The following is a 23,001-nucleotide window of genomic DNA, read 5'->3' on the forward strand; positions in this document are numbered from 1 at the left end:
ATGTGAACTACGCCCCCGGGCCGCTCTTTCAAGAGCAACCCGGGGACCGAAACCTAGTTCGCGAGGTCGTCGACCGTCGCAGCTTCGTTCCTGGACAGGTTGATGCCCAGGTTCGCTGCGGCCCGCTCCAAGTCCTCGTCGTCGCCGTCCGCCATCGTGATGGCCGCGCCGTCCGAGGACAGCACCTCCACGTTGAGGCAGAGCGACTGGAGCTCCTTGAGGAGCACCTTGAACGACTCGGGGATGCCGGGTTCGGGGATGTTCTCGCCCTTGACGATGGCTTCGTACACCTTGACTCGACCGACCACGTCGTCCGACTTGATGGTCAGCAGTTCCTGCAGCGTGTAAGCCGCGCCGTAGGCCTGCATCGCCCAGCACTCCATCTCACCGAAGCGCTGGCCACCGAACTGGGCCTTACCACCGAGAGGCTGCTGCGTGATCATCGAGTACGGACCGGTCGAACGAGCGTGGATCTTGTCGTCGACCAAGTGGTGCAGCTTGATGATGTACATGTAACCGACCGAGACCGGGTACGGGAACGGCTCGCCGGAGCGGCCGTCGAACAAGGTGGCCTTTCCGTCGGGTCCGACCATCTGCTCGCCGTCACGGTTAGGCAGCGTCGCGCCGAGGAGACCGGTGAGCTCGTCTTCCTTCGCACCGTCGAACACCGGGGTGGCGATGTTCGAGTCGGCCGGAGCGGACAGCATCTCTTCCGGCAGGGTCGCAGCCCAGTCGGGACGAGTGCCGTCGGACGCGATCTGAATGTTCCAGCCGGTCTTGCCGATCCACCCGAGGTGGGTCTCCAAGACCTGACCGATGTTCATACGACGCGGGACACCGTGCGTGTTCAAGATGATGTCGACAGGCGTGCCGTCCGAGAGGAACGGCATGTCTTCCTGCGGCAGGATCTTGCCGATGACGCCCTTGTTACCGTGGCGGCCGGCGAGCTTGTCGCCGTCCTGGATCTTGCGCTTCTGTGCCACGTAGACGCGGACCAACTCGTTGACACCGGGAGGCAGATCGTCGTCTTCGTCACGTGAGAACACGCGGATTCCGATGACCTTGCCGGTCTCACCGTGAGGAACCTTGAGGGACGTGTCACGAACCTCGCGAGCCTTCTCACCGAAGATGGCGCGAAGGAGGCGCTCTTCGGGGGTCAGCTCGGTCTCGCCCTTCGGCGTGACCTTTCCGACCAGCACGTCGCCGTCACGAACCTCGGCACCGATACGGATGATGCCGCGCTCGTCGAGGTCGGCGAGGACCTCGTCGGAGACGTTCGGGATGTCGCGAGTGATTTCCTCGGCACCGAGCTTGGTGTCGCGGGCATCGATCTCGTGCTCCTCGATGTGAATCGAGGTCAGGACGTCCTCTTCCACGAGACGCTGCGACAGAATGATCGCGTCCTCGTAGTTGTGGCCTTCCCACGGCATGATCGCGACGAGCAAGTTCTTGCCCAGCGCCATCTCACCGTTCTCGGTGCAAGGGCCGTCGGCCAGAACCTGGCCGGCCTCGACACGCTGTCCCTCGTCCACGATCGGACGCTGGTTAGCGCACGTGCCCTGGTTGGAACGCGCGAACTTGCGCATCCGGTACGTCTTGCGGCTTCCGTCGTCAGCCATCACCGTGACGTAGTCCGCGGAGATCTCCTCCACGACACCGGTCTTCTCGGTGATGATGACGTCGCCGGCATCCACAGCTGCACGCAGCTCCATGCCGGTACCGACGAGAGGTGCCTCGCTGCGAACCAGCGGGACAGCCTGACGCTGCATGTTGGCGCCCATCAGGGCACGGTTTGCATCGTCGTGCTCGAGGAACGGAATCATCGCGGTTGCGACGGACACCATCTGACGCGGCGAAACGTCCATGTAGTCGATGTCGGAGGACGCGACGAACTCGACCTCGCCACCCTTACGGCGGACGAGAATCTTCGAGTCGGTGAAGCGACCCTCGCGGTCGATGGCCGAGTTGGCCTGCGCGACTACGTGGCGGTCTTCTTCGTCAGCGGTCAGGTAGTCGACCTCGTCGGTCACCTGTCCGTCGACGACGCGACGGTACGGGGTCTCGATGAAACCGAACGGGTTGACGCGGGCGTAGACCGACAGCGAACCGATCAGGCCGATGTTCGGGCCTTCCGGGGTCTCGATCGGGCACATGCGGCCGTAGTGCGACGGGTGAACGTCGCGAACCTCGAGGCCGGCGCGCTCACGGGACAGACCACCCGGGCCGAGGGCGGACAGACGACGCTTGTGCGTCAGCCCCGACAGCGGGTTGTTCTGGTCCATGAACTGCGACAGCTGGGAGGTTCCGAAGAACTCCCTGATCGCAGCGACGACGGGCCGGATGTTGATCAGCGTCTGAGGCGTGATTGCCTCGACGTCCTGCGTGGTCATGCGCTCACGAACCACACGCTCCATGCGGGACAGGCCCACGCGGATCTGGTTCTGGATGAGCTCGCCGACCGTACGCAGACGACGGTTGCCGAAGTGGTCGATGTCGTCGACCTCGACGGGAACCTCGACGCCGCCCGGAGCCGTCATCGAGGTGTCACCTGCGTGCAGACGCACGAGGTACTCGACGGTGGCGACGATGTCCTCTTCGGTGAGCGTGGATGCAACGATCGGCTGACCCGCGTTCAGGCCGAGCTTCTTGTTGATCTTGTAACGACCCACGCGAGCGAGGTCGTAGCGCTTGTCCTTGAAGAACAGGTTCTCCAGCAGGGTCTGCGCGCTCTCCTTGGTGGGGGGCTCGCCCGGACGCAGCTTGCGGTAGATGTCGAGCAACGCCTCATCGGTGCCGGCGGTGTTGTCCTTCTCCAGCGTGGCCATGAGGATCTCGGAGAAGCCGAAGCGCTCCGTGATCTGCTCGGTGGTCCAGCCGAGTGCCTTGAGCAGGACGGTGACAGGCTGACGACGCTTGCGGTCGATACGGACACCAACGGTGTCGCGCTTGTCGACGTCGAACTCGAGCCATGCGCCGCGACCCGGGATCACCTTGACGCTGTGCAGATCCTTCTCGGTGCTCTTGTCGACGCTCATGTCGAAGTACACACCGGGGGAACGCACGAGCTGCGAGACGACCACACGCTCGGTGCCGTTGATGATGAAGGTGCCCTTGTCGGTCATCATCGGGAAATCTCCCATGAAGACCGTCTGGCTCTTGATCTCACCAGTGTTGTTGTTGATGAACTCCGCGGTGACGAACAACGGCGCCGCGTAGGTCATGTCCTTGTCTTTGCACTCGTCCGTCGAGGCCTTGACCTCGTCGAATCGAGGGTCGGAGAAGGACAGCGACATAGTGCCGTTGAAATCCTCGATCGGAGAAAGCTCCGCGAGGATGTCCTCGAGACCACCGGACACTGCATTGTCGCCGAGTGCCGCTGCTCGTTCACGCCAACTCTGCGCGCCGATCAGCCACTCGAACGAATCTGTCTGTACGTCAAGAAGCCCGGGAACTTCGAGGGGTTCGCGAACTTTCGCGAACGAAACCCTCTTCGGGGCTCCGGGGATTCCGGAAACTGCCTTGGTCTGGCTAGAGACTGCCAAGATGCGTCCTTCCAGCACCTCACGCGGGCCGCTCCGTGCTGTTGCGACCGCCGCTGTATCTGCTTCGAATTTCGCTGGTTACAACCCGAACGAAACCCGTCGCAGAAAGCAAGAAGTACTTGACTTCGCAGCGGTTGAGACGAGGGGTGGACAGGAGGCAGCCAGCGCAACGTCCAAAAGTACACCCTTACTCTGGAAATGTCGAGTCGGGTGTAACTGAGGGTCGAATTCAGATACTGACGTGAGACTGCCGATCACTCGTCCGTGCATGTTCACCGATCAGAGTGGACCTTGCGGACCGCTCCGTCAAGGGCGAGAGCGCGTGTCGCAGCATTCGAACATTCGTGACGCGCATTCGAACACTGCCACCGGAAGTGTAGCCAGCAACGGCGTCACATACGAAAAATCTGGACCGACATCGTGCGTCGATCCAGATCTTCGCGCTGGTGCGCAGGTGCTACTGGTCGCGAATCTCCGAGATCAGCCAGTTTCCGTCCTGCTTCTCCAGACTCACGATGACCATTCCGGAGCGAGAGTCTGCCGCCACGCCGTTCTGCGTCGAGCTGACGTTCAGTTGGGCGAGCAACTGTGCTCGGTCCTTCTCGAGCCGTGTGATCCCGATCAGCGGGACGTCAGCGGTCGTTGCCGTCTGGGTTTGTTCGACGCCGGCCTTCTGCGTGTCCTTGTACTGCGTCAGCTGATCGCGCATCGACTGGTTCAGGCCCTGGACACCCTTGTCGAAATCGGCGTCGAACGTGTCGGGAGAGAACGTGAAGACTGCAGCCAACGCCGACGGCGTCACACGAAGAACCTCAGCCGTGGCGCCTTCGTCCACCCAGGCGATGTCGTCCGTCTTCGCGCCGACTTTGAAGAAGGCGATGCCGGCGAGGATCGCGACGATCACCGCTGCGGCCCCCAGGATCGCCACCAGGCGCCAACCGGGCTTGGATTGTGTAGGTGTTGTCGCCGACTCCCCCGCGCCCGTCTCCGGGGTAGCAGGGGCCTTGGGCTCGTCTGCGACGGTTTTCGCCGGTTTGGTCAGATCGGGGCCTGGTGTGGATTCCGGAGCGTAGGTTTCCGTCTTCGGCGGCTCGATGTCGCCGGACTCTGCCTTCGTGAGCGTCGGCTTCGCAACCTCCGGCTTCGCAACCTCCGGCTTCACAGCCTCCTGTGTTTCTTCTTCCGGCTGTTCGATCGTGGGCTCGACCGGATCCGAATCGGACGTCCCCGCGGGGACGTTGAGCGAGCGAGCGCTTCCGGCGATCTTCGGCCGACGGTTCTGCGGGGAGGACGGTCCGCCGGTACGACGTTTGGGTGGCATTACGCGCTTCTCCTTCGAGGGATGTCGGTGTGCAGGTTCGACGAACTACTGGCCACCGGAATCACCACCCTCGGTTGTCGGTGCAGGAGTACCGGACGCAGGTGCCTCGGTCCCCGAACCAGGGGCAGGCGTTGCATCAGGTGCAGGCGTGGAGCCGTCGGTGGCCGGCAGGGTGCCGGAGCCGAGATCGAGTCGCGATCCGATCGGATCAGCCGACTGAGCCTTCCAGACCCCGTCGATCTCGACCATGCCCAGCCGCATGCCGAGCTGATTCTTGACGAACTGGTTGCCCTGGGTCGTGGTGACTCGAACGACGACCAGTGCCGTGGCGGTCCGGTCATCGGTATTGAGCTCGGTCAGCGCGGACTGAACGACTTCGGTGTCAGCCTTCGAGCCCGAGTTACGCAACTCGTCGGTGATGGAATCCTGAACGGTCTGCAGATACGTCGTCATCTCGTCACCGGTCACCGAAGAACGCATGTTCTCGATCGACTGGTCGAGATTGGCCGAATCCGCGTTGTTGAGGTTGATCGCGACTTGCTGCGCACCGATAAGCGCGTCGTCACGCATCTCGGCGGTGGTGCGGTCGGTGGTGAGCGCCCGAACGTACGGGACGCCGAACACACCGAGCGCAACCACTGCCGCCAGAAGCAAGACACCGACCGCAATCAGAGACGCTGTCAGCCCCTTCGGTCTACCGGTTGTCGGCGCTCCCGATTCGACTTGCTCGGGCCCGCCGGACTGCGGGGAACTGTTTCTCTGAATCACACTCACTACCCTACTTACCTGTTTTGCCCAGCCTCTGGCCGCGAATCGTCAACTGCCACAACTCAGTAGCCTGAACTGCACAAACTCGACCACATTCGGATCGGTCTACTTCGGTGTCACTCCGAGCAACGGCGCCAACTGCGTCGCGATCGGGTTGAGGTTCAACTTGTCCGGATCGACCTTCGGCTTGAAGTCCCAAGGCTGGATCGTGTCGGGATCGGCGTACACCACGCGGTTGGCACTGCGGACGCCCGTCTCGCTGCCCAGCGGCGTCTCACACGACGCGGCGGTGTTGAGCGGGAAGTCCTGCTGGGTGTCGTCGAAATTGGGATTCTGACGCTTCATCTCGTCCAGGATCGCCATGGTGCCTTCGTAACCCACCGTGCACGAGAGCGGATTGTTGGTCTCCAGCACCAAGCCCTGATGGACCGTTCCGTCGCCGGGAGCAACCGTCGGTGCGGCAGCGGCCAGACCGGGAAGGAAGATCAGGAACGGCTGCAGCGCGATCGTTCGCGGCGCAAGCGTCTTGGTGGTCGCGGCAAGATTGGTCAGGTCAGTCGTCAGGCTCGGGCCCGCCTCGTTGATGAGGGCACCGATCTGATCGCTGGCCGGGATGCCGTTGTCGATCAAGCGACGGATGTCCGGATCACTGGTCCGCAACTGCGCGGTGACAGCATCGAGATCGGTACTGAACTGCTTGATCGCGGAGGACTGATCCGACTGCGTCGTCAATACCGTCTCACTGTTCCGAATCAGCGCGAGCGTCTGAGGCAGAGTGTCGAGCCCGGACTGCGAGAGACCGGACAGCGAATCGGCCAGGACCTGAATGTCCTCGCCCTTGCCGTTGAACGCTGCACCGAGTTCGACGGCGACGGTGTGGAGCGCGTCGACGGGCACGGACTTGACCAAGCCGTTGGCACTGGTCAGCACATCCTCGATCGGGATCGGAGTTGTGGTGTCCCCCACCGCGATCACCGAGCCGTCCTCGAGAAACGGTCCCTGGTCGGTATCGGGCTGAAGGTCGACATACTGCTCACCGATGGCGGAGCGGTTGGCCACGACGGCACGGGCCGACGCGGGAATCTCCGGAGCACTGTTGTCGATCTTCAGGTCGACCTGAATTCCGTCCTCGGTCAACGACATGTCGCCCACTCGCCCGACCGGCACGCCGCGATACGTCACCTCGGCGTTGGTGAAAATTCCACCGGACGTGGCCAATTCGGTCTTGACCGTGTACTGACCGAACCCCATGAGGTTGTCCAGGCGCACGTACTTGGCGCCGACGTAGATGAGACCCAGGAGCGCAACCACGACAAAGCCGACGAGCTGCCATCTGACCAGAGCTGATCTCACTGTCCATCACCGCCGATTCCGAACTGTTCCAGCATTCCCTGGATGGGGTTGAGTGGGTTCGCCGCGGGCGCCGGCGTTGCCGGGTCACCCGCTGTTGTGGCGGGAAGGCCGGCGACAACGGGAACCTGCGGCAGGATCGGAGCGATCGGCAGCAGTGACACTGTCGGCCACCCCGGTCGCGGCCCGTTGCCGTTGTAGTACGGGTTGGAGGGGTCGACCACCGGCTTGGGATTGCCGAACTTGGGCTGGCGGTATTCCGGTTCTCCCTGCCCGACACCGAGACCCGAGAGTGTATTGCCGATCTGCAGGTCGACACTCAGGAAGAGGTTGACGGAACCACCCTGTGCAATCTTCTCGACACCGTCCGGGAACGGGAACGTCGGAAGGAACGGAAGTGCCCCCACGAAGTCGTCACCGGAGTCTGCGAGCGCCTGCAGCGTCGGACGCAGAGCCTGAAGATCAGCGATCAGATCGTCCTTGGACTGTGTGAGGACGTCGGTTCCCACTGTTCCGAGTCGATCCACCTGAGCGAGCATCTGCGTCAGCTGCGGACGCTGCTCGTTGAGAACCTGTGTCGCAACGGGGAGTTCCTCGAGAATCTTCCCGATCTTCTCGTTCTGATCGTTGACGCGAGTCGAGAGCACATCCAGGCCGTCGAGCGCGCGTGTGATGTCGTCACGCTGCTCGTTGAGTCCACCGATGAGTGTGTTCGCCTGCTCCAGAAGACTTCTCGTCTTGCCTTCGCGACCGTCGAACGCGGCACCGAGTTCTTCGACGATGGGCTGCAACTGGCCCACACCGCCGCCGTTGAGCAGCAGCGACAATGCGCCGAGAACCTGCTCGATCTCCGTGGCGTGGCGAGTGCGATCCAGCGGAATGAGGTCACCGTCGGCCAGCTTCGCAGAGTCCGGTCCGGACGGCGGGGCCGACAGCTGGATGAACTTCTCGCCGAGCAGGTTGGTCTGCTCGACCGCGGCAATTGCGTTGGCGGGCAGATCAACCGACGAGTCGAGGATGATGCCGACGTCCGCGGTCCATCCGTCCGGTCCGACCGACACGTCGTCGACGCGACCGACGGGAACGCCGTCGACCTTCACAGCGGACTGCGGAACCAAGTCGAGCACGTCGTCGAACTGAATGGTCAAGTGCATCGGATCGGAACCCACATCAGGACCGCCGGGAAGCGGGACAGCGTAGATCCCCTCGGACGAGCAGGCTGTTGCCGAGATCAGGACGGCGCACAGTCCGGCGCCGACTATCAATGAACGCTTCACTCGCCCTCCCCGTTTCCACTGGTCAGTCGCGGTGACACGACGCCGGGCACAGTGCCCGGAACTACCTGCATCTGTCGTTCGGAACCGGCAAGGATGCCGAAGGGAAGGTTCAGGCCTGCAGCCTGATTGGCTGCGTCGGTCATCGCAGCGACGTTTGCGCACTGGTCGATAGCCGGTTGCATCTGCCTTCCCAATGCCTCGAACCGCGGATCACCGGGCAACAGCTTGCCGAGGTCCATCAACTTGCAGAGCACGCCGGCCGGGTTCTGAAGATCAGGGAACGCCAGACGTGAAGCCAGCACACCTGATTCGGCGTCGTACGAGTTGACCAAGTTGGAGATCGCCAACGGAAGCATGGTGAGCGTGTTGGCCAGGGCTTCCTTGTTGTTCGCCAATGTCTGTGTCGGTTCGACGAGACCTTCGGTTGTCTGGACCAACTGATCGCGGTTGTCGGCCACGAACTTCGCGACGTCGCCGAGAGCAATCGAGAGCTGGTTCAGAGCGGCACCGAGATCGTCGCGCTCACCTGCCAGGAATCCGGTCAGGTCCGACAACTGCGTGTTGAACTGGCGCACCTGCTGATCGTTGGCCGCGAGAGCGCCCACAAAAGTATCCAGGTTCTTGATGGTGAGCGAGATGTTGTCACGCGAATCGTTGAGCGTCCGTGCGGCATCCGAGAGGTTGGTGATGCTGTCTCCCAACGCTTCACCGTTGCCCTCGAGGTTGGCCGCACCTGTCTCGACGAAATCGGACAGTGCTCCGTTCTTGTTGGCACCTTCAGGACCGAGAGCCGACGCGAGTTCGTCGATGCTGGAGTACAACTGGTCGACCTCGACAGGCGTCGCCGTCTTCTCGATCGGAATTACTGCACCGCTGGCCATCTTGTCGCCGCCGGTGAAGACCGGTGTCAGCTGGATGTAGCGGTCGGCAACCACCGACGGCGTGATCTGAGCGGCACTGGCACCCGCGGGAATGTCGATCCCACGATCGACACGCAGCTCGACCTTGACCTGATCTCCCTGGGGTTCGACGGATTCGACGGTGCCGACCTTGACACCGAGAACACGAACGTCGGAGCCGTCGTAGATACCCACCGACTTGTCGAAGTAGGCGGTGATCTTGGTGGTACCGGCGCGAGTGAACACCCACCACAGCGCGCCACCGATTACGAGTAACCCGATCAGAACAGCGGCGATGATCGCGACCGAGCGCTTCTTGGAGCCGCTTCCGGCTTCGGCAGTATCAGCCATCAGTTGCCTCCCAACGTACGAACGGGGTCACGGTAGCCCGGAATGTCCGGCAGACCCGGCGGAAGGAGGTTCACGACGACCTGGTCGAACCAACGGCCGTTGCCGACCACGTTGGCGTACAAGCGAATGAAGGGTTCGTAGAGCTTCAGTGCCTTGTCCAAGTTCTCGTTGTTGGCCTTCAAGATGTCGATGACGCCGTTGAGCTGCGTCAGCGCCGGCCCGATTGCCGCCTCGTTGTCACGAACGAGACCGGTGAGCTGCTGAGAGACGCGCTGAGTTCCGGTGAGCAGCTGCGAAATCGCTTGCTGGCGATTGTTGAGTTCCTGCACCAAAAGTCCGCCGTCTCGGATCAGCTGGGTGAATTCCTTGTTGCGGTCAGCAAGAATCTGCGACGTCTTCCCGGTGGCGGCGAAGAGCTTCTGCAAGTCCTGATCGCGGCTCGCGATCGTCTGCGACAGCCGACTGACACCGTCGAGCGAAGCGCGGACATCGCCAGGTGTCTCGGAAAATGCCTGGGACAACGTCTCCATGCTCTTCGCCAACTGGTCGGTGTCGATGTCGCCGACTGTGTCCGCCGCGGCCGAGAAGGCCTGAACGACGTCGTACGGAGAGGTGGTGCGCTCTAGCGGAATCCGATCCTTGGGATCGAGGTTGTCGGTTCCGCGCGGATCTAGTGCGAGGTACTTCTGTCCCAGAATGGTCTTGATCTGAATGGACGCAGAGGTTTGATCTCCCACCCACGCGTCACTGACCTTGAAGTCGACGAGAACACGGTCACCGTCGAGATCGACAGAAGTGACCTTGCCGACCTTCACGCCGGCGATACGAACCTCGTTACCAGGCTTGAGACCCGCGGCTTCGGAGAACTCGGCGGAATAGGACGAGCCTGCTCCCACGAACGGAAGCGAATCGAGGAAGAACGCGGACAAAGTGGCCAGCAGCACCACGAAGATACCGATGGCTCCGGCCATTGCCGGACTGCGACGTTTACTCATCGACCTTGCAACTCCCTCATACCGTCTTGAGTGCATCGCGTGGCCGCGTTGGTGTAAATCGGCTGATTGACCGTCGGCAGGCCGGTGGGCAGATTCAGCGACGCAGACTGTCCTGGACCGGCAACGATGTCGATTCCACACAGATAGAACTGGAACCAGGAACCGTAGCTCGCTACGCGTGCGAGCTTCTCGAGCTTGACCGGCAAGGTCTCGAGCACCGCGTTGACGTCGTCACTCCGACGATTGAGTGTGGTCGCCAATGTGTTGAGCGCCGTGATCGAGCCCTGAATCGACGGCCGCGTCGGCTCGAGCAGGTCTGCCGTCGCGTCGGTCAGGCCGGCGAGTGAGGTGACGGCCGAACCGACCACCCCACGCTCGTTGGCCAACCCGGTGACGAGTTGCTGGGTGTTGACGATAAGTGAATCGAGGTTCTTGTCGTTCGCGTTGACGGTGTCGAGAACGTCGTTGAGGTTCTTGATCACCGCGCCGATGACCGCGTCCTTGTCCGCGACGGTGTTGGTCAGGCTCGCGGTGTTGCGCACGAGCTCACTGATGGTGCCCGATTCGCCTTGGAAGACCTGGATGATCTGGTACGACAGCTTGTTGACGTCGTCCGCGCTCAGGGTGGTGAACAGCGGCTTGAAGCCGTTGAAGAGTGTCGTGAGGTTGACTGCCGGGCGCGTCTGAGACAGCGGCAGGGTATCGCCGCCGGTGATCTTCTTGCCTTGGCTGCCTTCACCTTGCGAGAGCGAGATGTACCGCTGCCCCACCAGGTTGCGGAACCGGATGGTGGCGATGGAACTGGCCGGCAACCAATCACGATCGGACACCGAGAACTGGACCTCGGCCTGGTTGTCGTTGACGATGGCAATCTTCTCGACCTGGCCGACACGAACACCGGCAATGCGGACCTCGTCGCCCTCGTTCAACGAAGTGACGTCGGAGAAGACGGCGTTGAACTTGGTGCCGCCACCGCCGCCGAGGTTGGCGATACTGGCTGCCAGCAGTCCTGTCGCCAGGACCGTCACCACAACGAAGATGATGAGCTTTGTCAGCGGAGCTGCGAGTCCTCTCATTGGACGCTCACCTCCGCACCTGCGAATGCCGGAGCGCTGACCATCGTGGTCCACGCCGGAACATCGTCCGGCGCAACACCGTTGGCCTGTCCGTAGATCACCTTCAACGTATCCTCTTCGAGTTTCGAGCCCGCGTAGCCGGCCTGCTGAGCCGGACCGCTGTTGTTGGTCGAGAACAACTGAGGTCCGGAGCCCTCGGGTGCAGGCAGGAATTCCATGGTGGCGGGACCTGGATTGCGGGAAGGAACCTGGTAGGAACCGTCACCGTACGAACCGCCGGGGTACTGCGGGAACGGACGGCCGGGCTCGGTGACGTTGTCGTAGCAAACCGGGCCGCGGTTGTCGACGAGCCGTGGCTCGTCTTGGTTGGGCAGGTAGCGACCCTTGGGGTTCACGATCTGAATACTCGCACGCACACCAGGATTGGGCGCGTCGGTGGACAGGATCTTGGCAGCTTCCGGAGCGGTGTCCGAGAAGCCCTTGAACGTGCACCCGAAGGTCGGAGAGTACTGGGCCAGAAGCTGGAGAGCTTCCTTCGAATCCGCAGCGAGCGTGATGATCGAGGACGAGTTCGCTTCGAGGAAGGCTGCGGTGTCAGACGATGTCACGGTGAGCGACGCCAGCAGTGTCCGCAACTGGTCCTGCTTCTGCACCACCGTGTTACCCGTGGTCCGCAGATTGTCGAGAGCGTTGATCAGATCGGGCGCAGCGTCCGAGTACGTCTGGGAGAAGTCCGCGAACTTGCGCAGATCCTCTTGCACCGCGGGCAGTTCGGTATTGACGCCGCGGAAGATCTCCTCGAGACGATCGACCGTCAGACCGAGCTCGGCGCCGCGTCCCGTCAGACCCTGCGCGAGAGAACCGAGAGTGTTCGCCAGATCCTGCGGCGGAATCGCCTGCAGAAGTGGGAGCAGTCCGTCCAGAACGTCGCCGACCTCGACAGCATTGCCGCTCTTGTCCTGGTGGATCACCGTTCCCGCGGAAATCGGGGTCGCGGTGGTTCCCTCCGGAATGATCAGGGAGACGTAGCGCTCACCGAAAAGCGTCTTCGGGAGCAGACGCGCCGTGACGTTGGACGGAATGAGATCAGCCTTGTCCGGCTCGATCGCGAGGACCGAGGTGACCTGGCCGTCTTTCGTCGACGCGGATCGCACCTCGCCGACCAGCAGCCCACGGACCTTGACGTCCGCGTTGGGTGGCAACGCATTTCCGACTGTGTCGGTCACGAGGTCGATCTTCACGACGTCCTTGAACGTCTTGTTGAATGTTCCGATGGTGAAGGCCAGGAACAATGCCAACACCACGAAGAACACGAGTCCGAGCACACGGCGGCGCAGGACTGACGGAGCCTCGATCATCCGGCCACCCTCACTGTCGTCGTGGTGCCCCAGATTGCGAGGCTGAGGAAGAAGTCGAGAACGGCGATCGTCACGATTGCGGCGCGAACAGCGCGGCCGACGGCCACGCCGACACCTGCGGGACCACCTGAGGCATGGAACCCGTAGTAGCAGTGGATCAGGATCAGCACGAAGGCGAATACCAGGACTTTCGCAAACGAATACAGCACGTCCTGCGGTGGCAGGAACAGGTTGAAGTAGTGGTCGTAGGAACCCGTCGACTGCCCGTTGAAGACCGTGCTGATCACTCTCGAGGCGAGGTACGCCGCAAGCAGACCCACGATGTACAGCGGGATGACGGCGACGAAGCCGGCGATCATGCGCGTCGTGACCAGGAACGGCACCGACGGAACTGCCATGACCTCGAGCGCGTCGATCTCTTCGGAGATACGCATGGCACCGAGTTGGGCGGTGAAGCCACAACCAACCGTGGCCGAGAGCGCAAGAGCCGCAACGATCGGAGCGATCTCACGGGTGTTGACGTATGCGGAGAGGAAGCCGGTCAGGACCGAGCTACCCAACTGCTCCAGAGCGGCGAAGCCCTGGAGGCCGACGACGACACCGGTGAATCCGGACATCATCGCGATGACGCCGATGGTTCCGCCGATCACTGCGAGCGCACCGCTACCGAAGGTCACTTCGGCGAGTAGTCGAAGCGTCTCCTTCCGATACCGATGCAGGGTGCGCGGGGTCCACGCGATGGCGCGCGCGTAGAACGACATCTGCTCGCCCGCGCGGTCCAACGCGTTCACTGGAATTCTGGCTACTTTGCGACTCTTCAGCAGGAACTGATCGCCGCGGCCTCGTGCGATGGTCATTTAGGTCAAGATCCCTTCGCCGGCACGATCTGGAGGTACACCATCGTCAGAATCAGATTGGCGAAGAACAACAGCAGGAACGTGATGACGACGGCCTGGTTCACCGCCTCACCGACGCCCTTCGGGCCACCGGACGGGTGGAGTCCCTTGTACGCGGAGATCACACCAGCGATGACACCGAACACCGCGGCTTTGATCTCACCGCTCCAAATGTCCGGTAGCTGCGCAAAAGCTGAGAACGACGAGATGTAGGCACCGGGGTTACCGCCCTGCAGGATCACGTTGAAGAAGTAACCACCCGCGATACCGACGACGGACACCAGTCCGTTGAGCAGAACAGCGATCAGCACCATCGCGAGTACACGCGGAACCACCAGGCGCTGAATCGGATTGATTCCGAGGACTTCCATCGCGTCGATCTCTTCACGGATGGTTCGAGAACCGAGATCGGCCGTCACGGCCGATCCGGCCGCACCGGCGACCAGCAACGCTGTCACCAGGGGGCTACCCTGCTGGATCACCGCCAGGACGCTGGCAGCGCCAGTGAACGATTCTGCACCCAACTGCTTGATCAGCGAACCGGTCTGCAGTGAGACGACGGCGCCGAAAGGGATGGCTACCAATGCCGTCGGCAAAATTGTCACGCTGGCGATGAACCAGGCCTGCTCGATGAACTCACGGAACTGAAATGGACGCCGGAACGTATTCCTGACGACGTCGACAAACAGTTCGACGATGTTTCCGGCCTGAGTTAATGCTCCGTTGACCGGACTCAGAACCGAGTTGCGGGTAACCCCCATCCGATATGCCTACCCTTGCCCGTGTGTCGTGTTTCCGTAGGGATCGCCCTCGTATGCAGGAATGACCTGCGTGTCTTGCGAGTTGTCGTTCCACTCCCCCTGATAGCCGCTCGCTTCGGCGTACTGGGGATCGTACTGCCCAGTTCCGTCAACCTCGTCGAGGCTGTCCTGAATCGCCGCCTGTGCGTTAGCTGGGAGGGTGTGCATGATCTGACGGACGCGCTCCTGGCGACGACGAACAGCCTGACGCTCCGGGTTTCCGGGGGTGGCCTTCATCTGCGGCACGATGCCCTCGACGTCGTCGACACCACCGGCGTGGTGACCGGCGTCGACGAGCGCCTGCTCGTGCGCCATCTGAGCCTCGTCCTTCTCCTCCGACATACCGATCGGACCGATCATCGTTCCGTTGAGGAACTGCTTGACGACGGGCTCGTCCGAGGTGAGCAGCACCTCACGAGGACCGAACATCACCAACTGACGACGGAAGAGCATGCCGATGTTGTCCGGCACCGTGCGTGCGAGGTTGATGTTGTGCGAGACGATCAGAATCGTCGCGTCCGACTGGGCGTTGATGTCGATCAGCGTTTGGCTGATGTACGTCGTACGCACCGGATCCAGACCGGAGTCGGGCTCGTCGACGAGGATGATCTCGGGATCGAGAACGAGTGCACGCGCCAGACCGGCACGCTTGCGCATACCGCCGGAGATCTCACCGGGAAGCTTGTCCTCGGCGCCGACCAGACCCGTGAGGTCCAACTTCTCCATCACGATCTTGCGGATATCGGATTCCGACTTCTTGGTGTGCTCACGAAGCGGGAAGGCGATGTTGTCGTACAAGTTCATCGAGCCGAACAGTGCGCCGTCCTGGAAGAGAACGCCGAACAGCTTGCGGATCTCGTAGAGCTCCTTGGAGGAGCACTGCAGGATGTCCGTGCCGTCGATGACGATGGAGCCTTGTTCAGGGCGGAGCAGTCCGATCAGGGACTTCAGGAACACCGACTTACCGGTACCCGAAGGCCCGAGCAGTGCGCTGACCTCACCCGCGGGAAGTGTCAACGACACGTCCTGCCAAATCCTCTGCGACCCGAAAGACTTTGTCAGTCCTTGTACCGCTACCTCGACTCCCACCATTACCTCCGCGACGTCCGTTGCATGCATGCACCCGTGTGGGTTGGGTCACTCTATCGCATGGGAGTGGTACCCGTGACTGCGAATACTACTAACGAGTAGGGAAGAAGCATAATTCAGATCACAGCCTAGTTCGGACACCCCTCCCACCTGCATGAATTCCGGCATATCACCCGCGAAAAAAGTTCAAAAAAAGAGGGCCACTCCCCGTGGGGAGTGGCCCTCTTCGTTACTACTCGCGAAGAGCAGCGGGAAAACCGTCTTACTTGATGACGATCTTTGCGCCGGCAGCTTCGAGCTTTTCCTTGGCAGCCTCTGCGGCGTCCTTGGCAACCTTCTCGAGGATGGCCTTCGGAGCGCTCTCGACGAGGTCCTTGGCTTCCTTCAGGCCGAGGCCGGAAACGACCTCACGGACGACCTTGATGACCTGGATCTTCTTGTCGCCAGCCGACTCGAGGACGACGTCGAACTCGTCCTGCTCTTCAGCAGCTTCTGCGCCGGCAGCCGGTGCGCCTGCAGCGGCGACGGCGACGGGAGCAGCAGCGGTGACCTCGAAGGTCTCCTCGAATGCCTTAACGAACTCCGAGAGCTCGAGGAGGGTGAGCTCCTTGAACTGGTCCAACAACTCTTCGGTGCTGAGCTTCGCCATTGTGGCGGTCCTTCCTGTAAGTCCCATGTCGCTGATCCGCGACCGGGCGGGGTTATAGCAGTGATGCGCGGGTGCGGATCAGCTTTCGGCTTCGGCCTCGGCCGGAGCCTCGGTGGCAGCCTCTGCGGGGGCCTCTGCGGCTCCGCCTTCTGCAGCCTTCTTCTCCTGCAGGGCAGCGGCCAGACGGGCCATCTGCGAAGCGGGAGCATTGAACAGGCCTGCGGCCTTTGCCAAGTTGCCCTTCATCGCGCCGGCAAGCTTTGCCAACAGGATTTCGCGGGATTCGAGATCCGCGATCTTGTTGACCTCTTCCACGGACAGCGCAGCGCCGTCCATGTAGCCGCCCTTGATGATGAGCGCCTTGTTGTCCTTAGCGAAGTTCTTCAGAGCCTTCGCAGCGTCGACCGGTTCGCCCTTGATGAATGCAATGGCGGTCGGACCAACGAACAGGTCATCAAGGCCCTCGATGCCAGCCTCTGCGGCGGCACGCTTGACCAGGGTGTTCTTGGCGACGGAGTAGGTGGCACCTTCTCCGAGAGCGCGTCGCAGTGTCGTGATGTTGCCAACCGAAAGGCCACGGTATTCCGTGACCACAGCGGCGGTCGAACCCTTGAACTGCTCGGTGATTTCCGCAACTGCGGAAACCTTCTCAGGCTTTGCCATACTTCGCCTCCTCTCGTGACAGTCGTTGTCCCACTCAGGAACCGCTGCACCTCATCGGGGTGAACCCGAGAAGACACAGTCCGCGACATGCAAAACGCCCCGGCGCAAGCGCACGGGGCGTACAGAGGAAACATGAAGAAGAGGCTTACGAATCAGCGTAACGATGCAAAGCGAGGCAGTGCATAACCAGGCAAACTGTAGAACCACTACATCAAGCTATCCCCCTACCTCGTTCACCTACGTGGGCCGCCGGGCACTCCCGGACTTTCAACCACACCCATCACTGAGTGCAATCACCAACGGTCTTGGGTAGAACATGATTTTGGGGTGAAGTTCATATCCAGCACTGAACTCCGCGTCGAAGACTACCTGACTGCTCGCTGCACAACCAAATCGGGTTCGTCACGCACCCGATTCCTTCAAGCACCGATAGCCCTGGCGATCTTGTGTTCGATTGCTGCCCGAGCTCGGTCCGGCAACACCAGCAGTCCATCGAGTTCCTTGTGGGCCTTCCGGTACGCACTCTGACGTTCCTGTGGCGTCGCGCCCTCGTCCATGGCCAGTCGCAGCAGACGTTGCGCCCTTACCAGGCGTTCTTGTTCGTCGAGGGTGAATCCGCTCCGTCGGCGGCGCTTCGCCTCAGCTTCCGCGATTTCGAAGGCGATCGAGTAAGCGTGCACCGCCTCGCGGTACTCGGTTTGTGCCTGCTGATTGCCGATCATCGTCTCCGGATTGCCTGGGCGAAGCAGATCGGCACGATATTTGGCTCGATGAAAATCGGCGGTCAAAGGCTCGCGCATGTCCGTCATCATCGGGGTGTCGAGCAGTGTGACCGGATCGAGTTCGTACGAGAACCATCGGGCGTCGACCGCATCGTGCTGCTCGATTGCCTTGGCCAGCTCTCGGCGCTGTGTTTCTTCGTCGGCGTGATGTTGTGCGTTGGCTTGCGCGATGGCGACCTTGGTCTGCTGCTTGAGCCGGAAGCGCTCTTGCCGGCGCTCGATCCGCCTTTCGTTGGCAACCGCGACACCTTTCAGCGCCCCACCGATGGTGCCGCCGAAAACGAAGATCAGCCACCAAAAGTTTCCGAGGAACTGGAACGCTTCGTGCATACCCCGATGATGCCACCGTTAGATCGATACCACCGTTGGACCGATACCACCGATGGACCGATACCACCGGCAGGGATCGCACTCTCCCGAAACGGCAAGAAGGCCGGCAGGGAGTGATCCCTGCCGGCCTTCTTGTTCGTATGCGGACTGCTTACGCGTCTGCAGCATCCTCGAGGAGGTTGCGAGTACGGTTCGGATCCACCGGGATGCCCGGACCGGTGGTGGTCGAGACCGTGATCTTCTTCACGTAGCGACCCTTGGCCGACGAGGGCTTCGCACGCAGGATCTCGTCCAGGGCTGCGCCGTAGTTCTCCACCAGCTTCTCATCGTCGAACGATGCCTTGCCGATGACGAAGTGCAGGTTGGCCTGCTTGTCGACGCGGAAGTTGATCTTTCCGCCCTTGATGTCGTTGACAGCCTTGGTGACATCCGCCGTAACGGTGCCCGTCTTCGGGTTCGGCATCAGGCCACGCGGTCCGAGGACACGGGCGATGCGGCCGACCTTGGCCATCTGATCAGGAGTCGCGATTGCGGCGTCGAAATCGACCCATCCACCCTGGATGCGCTCGATCAGGTCTTCTGCACCGACTACGTCAGCGCCTGCAGCCTCGGCTTCTGCTGCCTTCTCGCCAACAGCGAACACGATGACGCGAGCGGTCTTACCGGTGCCGTGGGGCAGGTTGACCGTTCCGCGGACCATCTGGTCAGCCTTACGGGGGTCGACGCCCAGACGAACTGCAACCTCAACGGTTGCATCCATCTTGGTGGACGACGTCTCCTTGGCGAGCTTTGCAGCCTGAAGCGGGCTGTAGAGCTTGTCTGCGTCGATCTTCTCAGCGGCGGCGAGGTACGCCTTGCTGCGCTTTGCCATTTGTTCTGTCCTTACTTGTCACTGCAGCGAATTACCTGTGCAGTGGTGAATGGTTCAGTTGTGGTCGGGGCCTGGCCGGCCCTCCCACGTAATGCTGTGGAGCGGACTATCAGCCCTGGACCGTGATGCCCATGGAACGAGCGGTGCCGGCGATGATCTTCGCGGCCTGCTCGATGTCATTGGCATTGAGGTCTTCAGCCTTGGTCTTCGCGATTTCGCGCACCTGATCCATGGTCACCGAGGCAACCTTGGTCTTGTGCGGTTCGCCGGAGCCCTTGGCGACGCCGGCTGCCTTGAGGAGCAGCTTGGCGGCGGGAGGGGTCTTCAGCTTGAAATCGAAGGTCCGGTCTTCGTAGACCGAGATCTCGACCGGCACAACGTTGCCGCGCTGGGACTCAGTCGCCGCGTTGTAGGCCTTGCAGAACTCCATGATGTTCACGCCGTGCTGACCGAGTGCGGGACCCACGGGAGGTGCAGGGTTAGCCTGACCTGCCTGGATCTGCAGCTTGATGAGCCCGGCGAGCTTCTTCTTCTTTGGGGGCATCTCTAGTTCCTAGTTTCTAGCTTGGGTGTGTGTCTTGCGTCGAACAAATTGCAAGTTTTGGGGTGGTCAGATCTTCGCGACCTGGTTGAAGTTGAGCTCAACCGGGGTTTCACGACCGAAGATCGACACGAGAACCTTGAGCTTCTGCTGCTCGCCGTTGACCTCGCTGATGCTGGCCGGAAGGGTTGCGAACGGGCCGTCCATGACGGTGACCGACTCGCCGACCTCGAAGTCGACCTCGATGAGGGGCTTGCCGAAGGACTCGGACGGTGCCTCGCCTGCTGCGACGGCGGCCGCTGCAGCCTGCTGCTTCTTCTGCTCCTGCTGCGGGAGCAGGAACTTGACGACCTCGTTGAGGGTCAGCGGCGAGGGACGCGACGTGGCACCGACAAAACCGGTGACACCAGGCGTGTTGCGCACGGCGCCCCACGACTCGTCGTTGAGCTCCATGCGAACGAGGATGTATCCGGGCAGAACCTTGCGGTTGACCTGCTTGCGCTGGCCGTTCTTGATCTCGGTGACCTCTTCGGTGGGAACTTCCACCTGGAAGATGTAGTCGCCGACATCGAGGTTCTGAACGCGAGTCTCGAGGTTGGTCTTGACCTTGTTCTCGTAACCGGCGTACGAGTGGATGACGTACCAGTCACCCGGGGCGCGGCGCAGCGCAGCCTTGAGTTCGGCAACGGGATCCTCGACCTCGAGCTCGGCGGCGGGAGCGGCCTCGTCGGAGTTCTCGGCATCGTCGGAGATGACGTCCTCGGTCGCTGCAGCGTCTGCATCAGTGCCTTCGGCAACGTCTGCATCGGTGCCTTCGGCAACCACGACGTCTACTTCGGCTGCCGCCTCGGCAGAAACACGCTCTTCGGCCAAAGCCTCATTCGTGTCGTTCTCGGGGGTGCTCACTGGGGCACTCGCTTCCTCTCGTTACTCGGACCCGGGTCGGGTCTTGTCGCGCTCGCAGGCAAAGACGCCCGACTGCTACGGCGATCAGCCGAACAGCCAGGTGACACCCTTGATCACAGCGATATCGACGCCGCTGATGAAAGCGACCATGAAGACCACGAACGTCAGCACGACGCTGGTGTAGGTGATCATCTGCTTGCGGTTCGGCCAGATGACCTTACGGAGTTCTGCGATGACCTCGCGGAAGAATTTGCGCAGGCGCTTGAAGATGTTGTCCTTCTTCGCCTTGGGCTTCTTGCCGGGGTTCGTTGCAGTCGGCTTGGCCGAAGATGTCCGGGATGCCGTCCGGGCCGGAGTCTTCACGGTGGACGCGCTGACCGAGGCGCCGCGTGCAGCGCGCTTGCCGGTCGGCTTGTTGGAAACCCCACTGGATGCGGAGGGAGCCTTCTCGGCACCGTCCTTGTCCAACGAAAGATCGGAACGCGTAGTCGCGTCAGCTGCAGTGTCGTCGACACCGGTCGAATCGGCAGACAGTGAAGTCTCCGCATCCGAAGTGTCGGCGTCGCGCTTGGCGCGCTCCTCGCTCACGTCGTTCCTCTCAGTCGCTGGCATCCGGGGGCAGGGGCGACAGGACTTGAACCTGCAACCTGCGGTTTTGGAGACCGCTGCTCTGCCAGTTGAGCTACGCCCCTTTGGTTGACCTCGACAGGTAGACCCTGCCTGAATCAACCGTTCTGCGATCACACAACATACGCGCTACCCGAGGTGAATGTCTTGCAACATTCAGGGCAGCGCGCAGCGCTGAGGAATCCCAGAAATCTCAGTGTACTTCAAAGCCCCGGAACAAACACAATCCGCCCTGCGATCAGGCTAGACGGACCGTGGCAGTGGCACGACCGAAGATCTTCTTACCTTCGGACTTGGCCACAATTGCCAGTACTGCGGTCTTGCTTTCTTCGTCGATCGACTTCACCTTGGCGGTGAACTCGATCTCGGCAGCCTTGTCGGCTGCCACGATCACCGGGCTCGTGAACCGTACGTTGTACTCGGTCACTGCGCCCGGATCTCCCAGCCATTCGGTGACGTAGCCGGCACCGATGCCCATGGAGAGCATGCCGTGCGCGACGACGTCCGGCAAGCCGGCAAGTCGTGCGACCTCGTCACTGAAGTGAATCGGATTGGGATCTCCCGAAACACCCGCGTAGTTGGCGAGGTTTCCACGCGTCAGGGTGACGGACTTCTCGGGGAGAAGTTCGCCGACACTCACGTCGGAAAATTTACGAAGCGACATGCATCATCACGTCCTTGACTGCGTGGGCGATGTTCTCGTCCACTTCCCCACCCGTTCGAGCAACAAGCGTCGTCCACGTGGTGACGACGGCTTCGTCGTTCTGATCGGTGATGATGTTCTTGGTCACGATGATGTCGCTACCTGCGGCCTGCCTGAACGAATCCAGGAAGACGTCGCAGAAGAGTCGGTCACCGACCTGCATGGGCTTGTGCAGCACCAAGCGCTGATCGGTCTGAAGAATCTGACTCAGGTCGTAGCCTGTGACGATCTCTTCGAACAGACGTCGCTGAGCAATGGCACCCACGATGGCGACGAACGTGATGGGAGCGATCAGGCCGTCGTATCCGAGGCCCTTGGCTGCCGACTCGTCGTAGTGCGCGGGATGGGCGTCCTGGACGGCGCGAGCGAACTCGCGCACCTTCTCGCGTCCGACCTCGTAGAAGTCTTCGACACGATAGTGGTGACCGACCATCTGGACGGCATGAGCGGCCGGGTCCGTAGGGACCTCGGCCGCTGCCTGGTTCTCTTGCAAATCTGTCACGCGGTGAGACTCTCTTCTAGCTAGGACCCGAAGACGCAGGCCCAGAGAGGGTCTTCCGCGAAAATCGTCGTCCTGTTAAGGACTTACTACTTCGACTCGCGATGCGACTGGTGGGTTCCGCAGTTGGGGCAGAACTTCTTGAGCTCCAGGCGATCGGGGTCGTTGCGCCGATTCTTCTTGGTGATGTAGTTGCGGTGCTTGCATACCTCGCAGGCCAAGGTGATCTTGGGCCGAACGTCGGTCGAGGAGGCCACGGGATGCCTTCTTTCGGGTGTATCTGATTACGAGCAATCAGGGTGGATCATGCATATTGTGTAGCGGTGACCGGACTTGAACCGGCGACGCAACGATTATGAGTCGTTTGCTCTACCAACTGAGCTACACCGCCTCGGTGTCGAGTGTCGCGCGGAAAGCACGGCACCACAATCCAGCGAGCCCCCTAACGGAATCGAACCGTTGACCTTTTCCTTACCATGGAAACGCTCTACCGACTGAGCTAAGGGGGCGTGGCTCAGGAGCGCGTTGCCGCTCTCTTGAAGCCTCCGAAAGATTACACACGAACGAGCGCCAGCACCAAATCCGCTGGTCATCGGGGCAAAAATGGTGCCGGAGCCCATTGTTGCACCGATCGGGGCCGCTGGCGAGGGCTTTGCGGGAACCAGTCTCGACCCTGCACTCCCCTGAAACCATCCCCCGGTGCCCATC

Annotated in this window: 22 protein-coding genes and 3 tRNA genes; all 25 read right to left on the reverse strand. The window is 61.6% G+C overall.

Translation table 11 applies throughout. The features are described from left to right. Positions 1–53 precede the first annotated feature (53 nt). Entirely contained in the window at positions 54–3,560 is a 3,507-nt protein-coding gene (gene rpoB, locus AC1Q61_RS25955; protein ID WP_019744305.1) for a DNA-directed RNA polymerase subunit beta, read from the reverse strand. 439 nt (positions 3,561–3,999) lie between these two features. Further along, a complete protein-coding gene (locus tag AC1Q61_RS25960) occupies positions 4,000–4,863 on the reverse strand; it encodes a hypothetical protein (RefSeq protein ID WP_215515746.1) in 864 nt (287 codons plus the stop codon). A gap of 45 nt (positions 4,864–4,908) precedes the next feature. After that, positions 4,909–5,637, reverse strand: a complete 729-nt coding sequence (locus AC1Q61_RS25965; protein WP_042926180.1) for a hypothetical protein — start codon at positions 5,635–5,637, stop codon at positions 4,909–4,911. A 99-nt stretch (positions 5,638–5,736) separates the two neighbouring features. Further along, positions 5,737–6,984: an MCE family protein gene (locus AC1Q61_RS25970; protein WP_003942085.1), complete on the reverse strand. Its 1,248-nt coding sequence runs from the start codon at positions 6,982–6,984 to the stop codon at positions 5,737–5,739. Beyond that, complete coding sequence (locus AC1Q61_RS25975) at positions 6,981–8,258, reverse strand: MCE family protein (RefSeq protein ID WP_003941859.1); 1,278 nt, start codon at positions 8,256–8,258, stop codon at positions 6,981–6,983. The genes AC1Q61_RS25970 and AC1Q61_RS25975 overlap by 4 nt, the downstream gene beginning before the upstream one ends. Further along, positions 8,255–9,508, reverse strand: a complete 1,254-nt coding sequence (locus tag AC1Q61_RS25980; protein ID WP_003941941.1) for an MCE family protein — start codon at positions 9,506–9,508, stop codon at positions 8,255–8,257. Before AC1Q61_RS25980 ends, AC1Q61_RS25975 begins: the two co-directional genes overlap by 4 nt. Then, positions 9,508–10,503 carry an MCE family protein gene (locus AC1Q61_RS25985; RefSeq protein WP_003942053.1) on the reverse strand — a complete coding sequence of 332 codons (996 nt, stop codon included), beginning with the start codon at positions 10,501–10,503 and terminating at the stop codon, positions 9,508–9,510. The genes AC1Q61_RS25980 and AC1Q61_RS25985 overlap by 1 nt, the downstream gene beginning before the upstream one ends. Continuing rightward, positions 10,500–11,579 carry an MCE family protein gene (locus tag AC1Q61_RS25990; protein ID WP_003941932.1) on the reverse strand — a complete coding sequence of 360 codons (1,080 nt, stop codon included), beginning with the start codon at positions 11,577–11,579 and terminating at the stop codon, positions 10,500–10,502. The genes AC1Q61_RS25985 and AC1Q61_RS25990 overlap by 4 nt, the downstream gene beginning before the upstream one ends. Continuing rightward, positions 11,576–12,937, reverse strand: a complete 1,362-nt coding sequence (locus AC1Q61_RS25995) for an MCE family protein (protein ID WP_003942007.1) — start codon at positions 12,935–12,937, stop codon at positions 11,576–11,578. Before AC1Q61_RS25995 ends, AC1Q61_RS25990 begins: the two co-directional genes overlap by 4 nt. Next, entirely contained in the window at positions 12,934–13,794 is an 861-nt protein-coding gene (locus AC1Q61_RS26000; protein WP_003941894.1) for an MlaE family ABC transporter permease, read from the reverse strand. The genes AC1Q61_RS25995 and AC1Q61_RS26000 overlap by 4 nt, the downstream gene beginning before the upstream one ends. 5 nt (positions 13,795–13,799) lie before the next feature. Then, positions 13,800–14,594: an MlaE family ABC transporter permease gene (locus AC1Q61_RS26005; protein ID WP_003942038.1), complete on the reverse strand. Its 795-nt coding sequence runs from the start codon at positions 14,592–14,594 to the stop codon at positions 13,800–13,802. Between the two features lie 9 nt (positions 14,595–14,603). Next, positions 14,604–15,725: an ABC transporter ATP-binding protein gene (locus AC1Q61_RS26010; RefSeq protein ID WP_007728450.1), complete on the reverse strand. Its 1,122-nt coding sequence runs from the start codon at positions 15,723–15,725 to the stop codon at positions 14,604–14,606. Positions 15,726–15,984: 259 nt separating this feature from the next. Next, on the reverse strand, positions 15,985–16,371 hold the full coding sequence (gene rplL / locus AC1Q61_RS26015; protein ID WP_003941857.1) for a 50S ribosomal protein L7/L12: 387 nt from the start codon (positions 16,369–16,371) through the stop codon (positions 15,985–15,987). Between the two features lie 78 nt (positions 16,372–16,449). Continuing rightward, positions 16,450–17,034: a 50S ribosomal protein L10 gene (rplJ, locus tag AC1Q61_RS26020; protein ID WP_003942074.1), complete on the reverse strand. Its 585-nt coding sequence runs from the start codon at positions 17,032–17,034 to the stop codon at positions 16,450–16,452. A gap of 419 nt (positions 17,035–17,453) precedes the next feature. Beyond that, positions 17,454–18,146 (reverse strand): hypothetical protein, encoded by a 693-nt coding sequence (locus AC1Q61_RS26025; protein WP_042453090.1) that lies wholly within the window; start codon positions 18,144–18,146, stop codon positions 17,454–17,456. A gap of 151 nt (positions 18,147–18,297) precedes the next feature. Further along, positions 18,298–19,017, reverse strand: a complete 720-nt coding sequence (gene rplA, locus AC1Q61_RS26030) for a 50S ribosomal protein L1 (RefSeq protein WP_003941982.1) — start codon at positions 19,015–19,017, stop codon at positions 18,298–18,300. Positions 19,018–19,126: 109 nt separating this feature from the next. Beyond that, the gene (gene rplK, locus AC1Q61_RS26035; protein ID WP_003941896.1) at positions 19,127–19,561 is read right to left on the reverse strand and encodes a 50S ribosomal protein L11; all 435 of its coding nucleotides are present in this window, start codon (positions 19,559–19,561) and stop codon (positions 19,127–19,129) included. 66 nt (positions 19,562–19,627) lie between these two features. Beyond that, entirely contained in the window at positions 19,628–20,464 is an 837-nt protein-coding gene (gene nusG / locus AC1Q61_RS26040) for a transcription termination/antitermination protein NusG (protein ID WP_003942049.1), read from the reverse strand. An 84-nt stretch (positions 20,465–20,548) separates the two neighbouring features. Then, a complete protein-coding gene (gene secE, locus AC1Q61_RS26045; protein WP_064113968.1) occupies positions 20,549–21,052 on the reverse strand; it encodes a preprotein translocase subunit SecE in 504 nt (167 codons plus the stop codon). A gap of 31 nt (positions 21,053–21,083) precedes the next feature. Beyond that, positions 21,084–21,156, reverse strand: a tRNA-Trp gene (locus AC1Q61_RS26050). A 173-nt stretch (positions 21,157–21,329) separates the two neighbouring features. Beyond that, a complete protein-coding gene (gene hadB, locus AC1Q61_RS26055; RefSeq protein WP_003941909.1) occupies positions 21,330–21,755 on the reverse strand; it encodes a (3R)-hydroxyacyl-ACP dehydratase subunit HadB in 426 nt (141 codons plus the stop codon). Then, positions 21,742–22,296 (reverse strand): (3R)-hydroxyacyl-ACP dehydratase subunit HadA, encoded by a 555-nt coding sequence (gene hadA / locus AC1Q61_RS26060; protein WP_019744315.1) that lies wholly within the window; start codon positions 22,294–22,296, stop codon positions 21,742–21,744. Before hadA ends, hadB begins: the two co-directional genes overlap by 14 nt. Positions 22,297–22,382: 86 nt before the next feature. After that, positions 22,383–22,550, reverse strand: a complete 168-nt coding sequence (gene rpmG, locus AC1Q61_RS26065) for a 50S ribosomal protein L33 (protein ID WP_003941903.1) — start codon at positions 22,548–22,550, stop codon at positions 22,383–22,385. 61 nt (positions 22,551–22,611) lie between these two features. Beyond that, positions 22,612–22,684, reverse strand: a tRNA-Met gene (locus AC1Q61_RS26070). 45 nt (positions 22,685–22,729) lie between these two features. Next, positions 22,730–22,802: transfer RNA gene (locus tag AC1Q61_RS26075), tRNA-Thr, on the reverse strand. Positions 22,803–23,001: the final 199 nt, after the last annotated feature.

The organism is Rhodococcus sp. MPR-R1B (assembly GCF_058793255.1).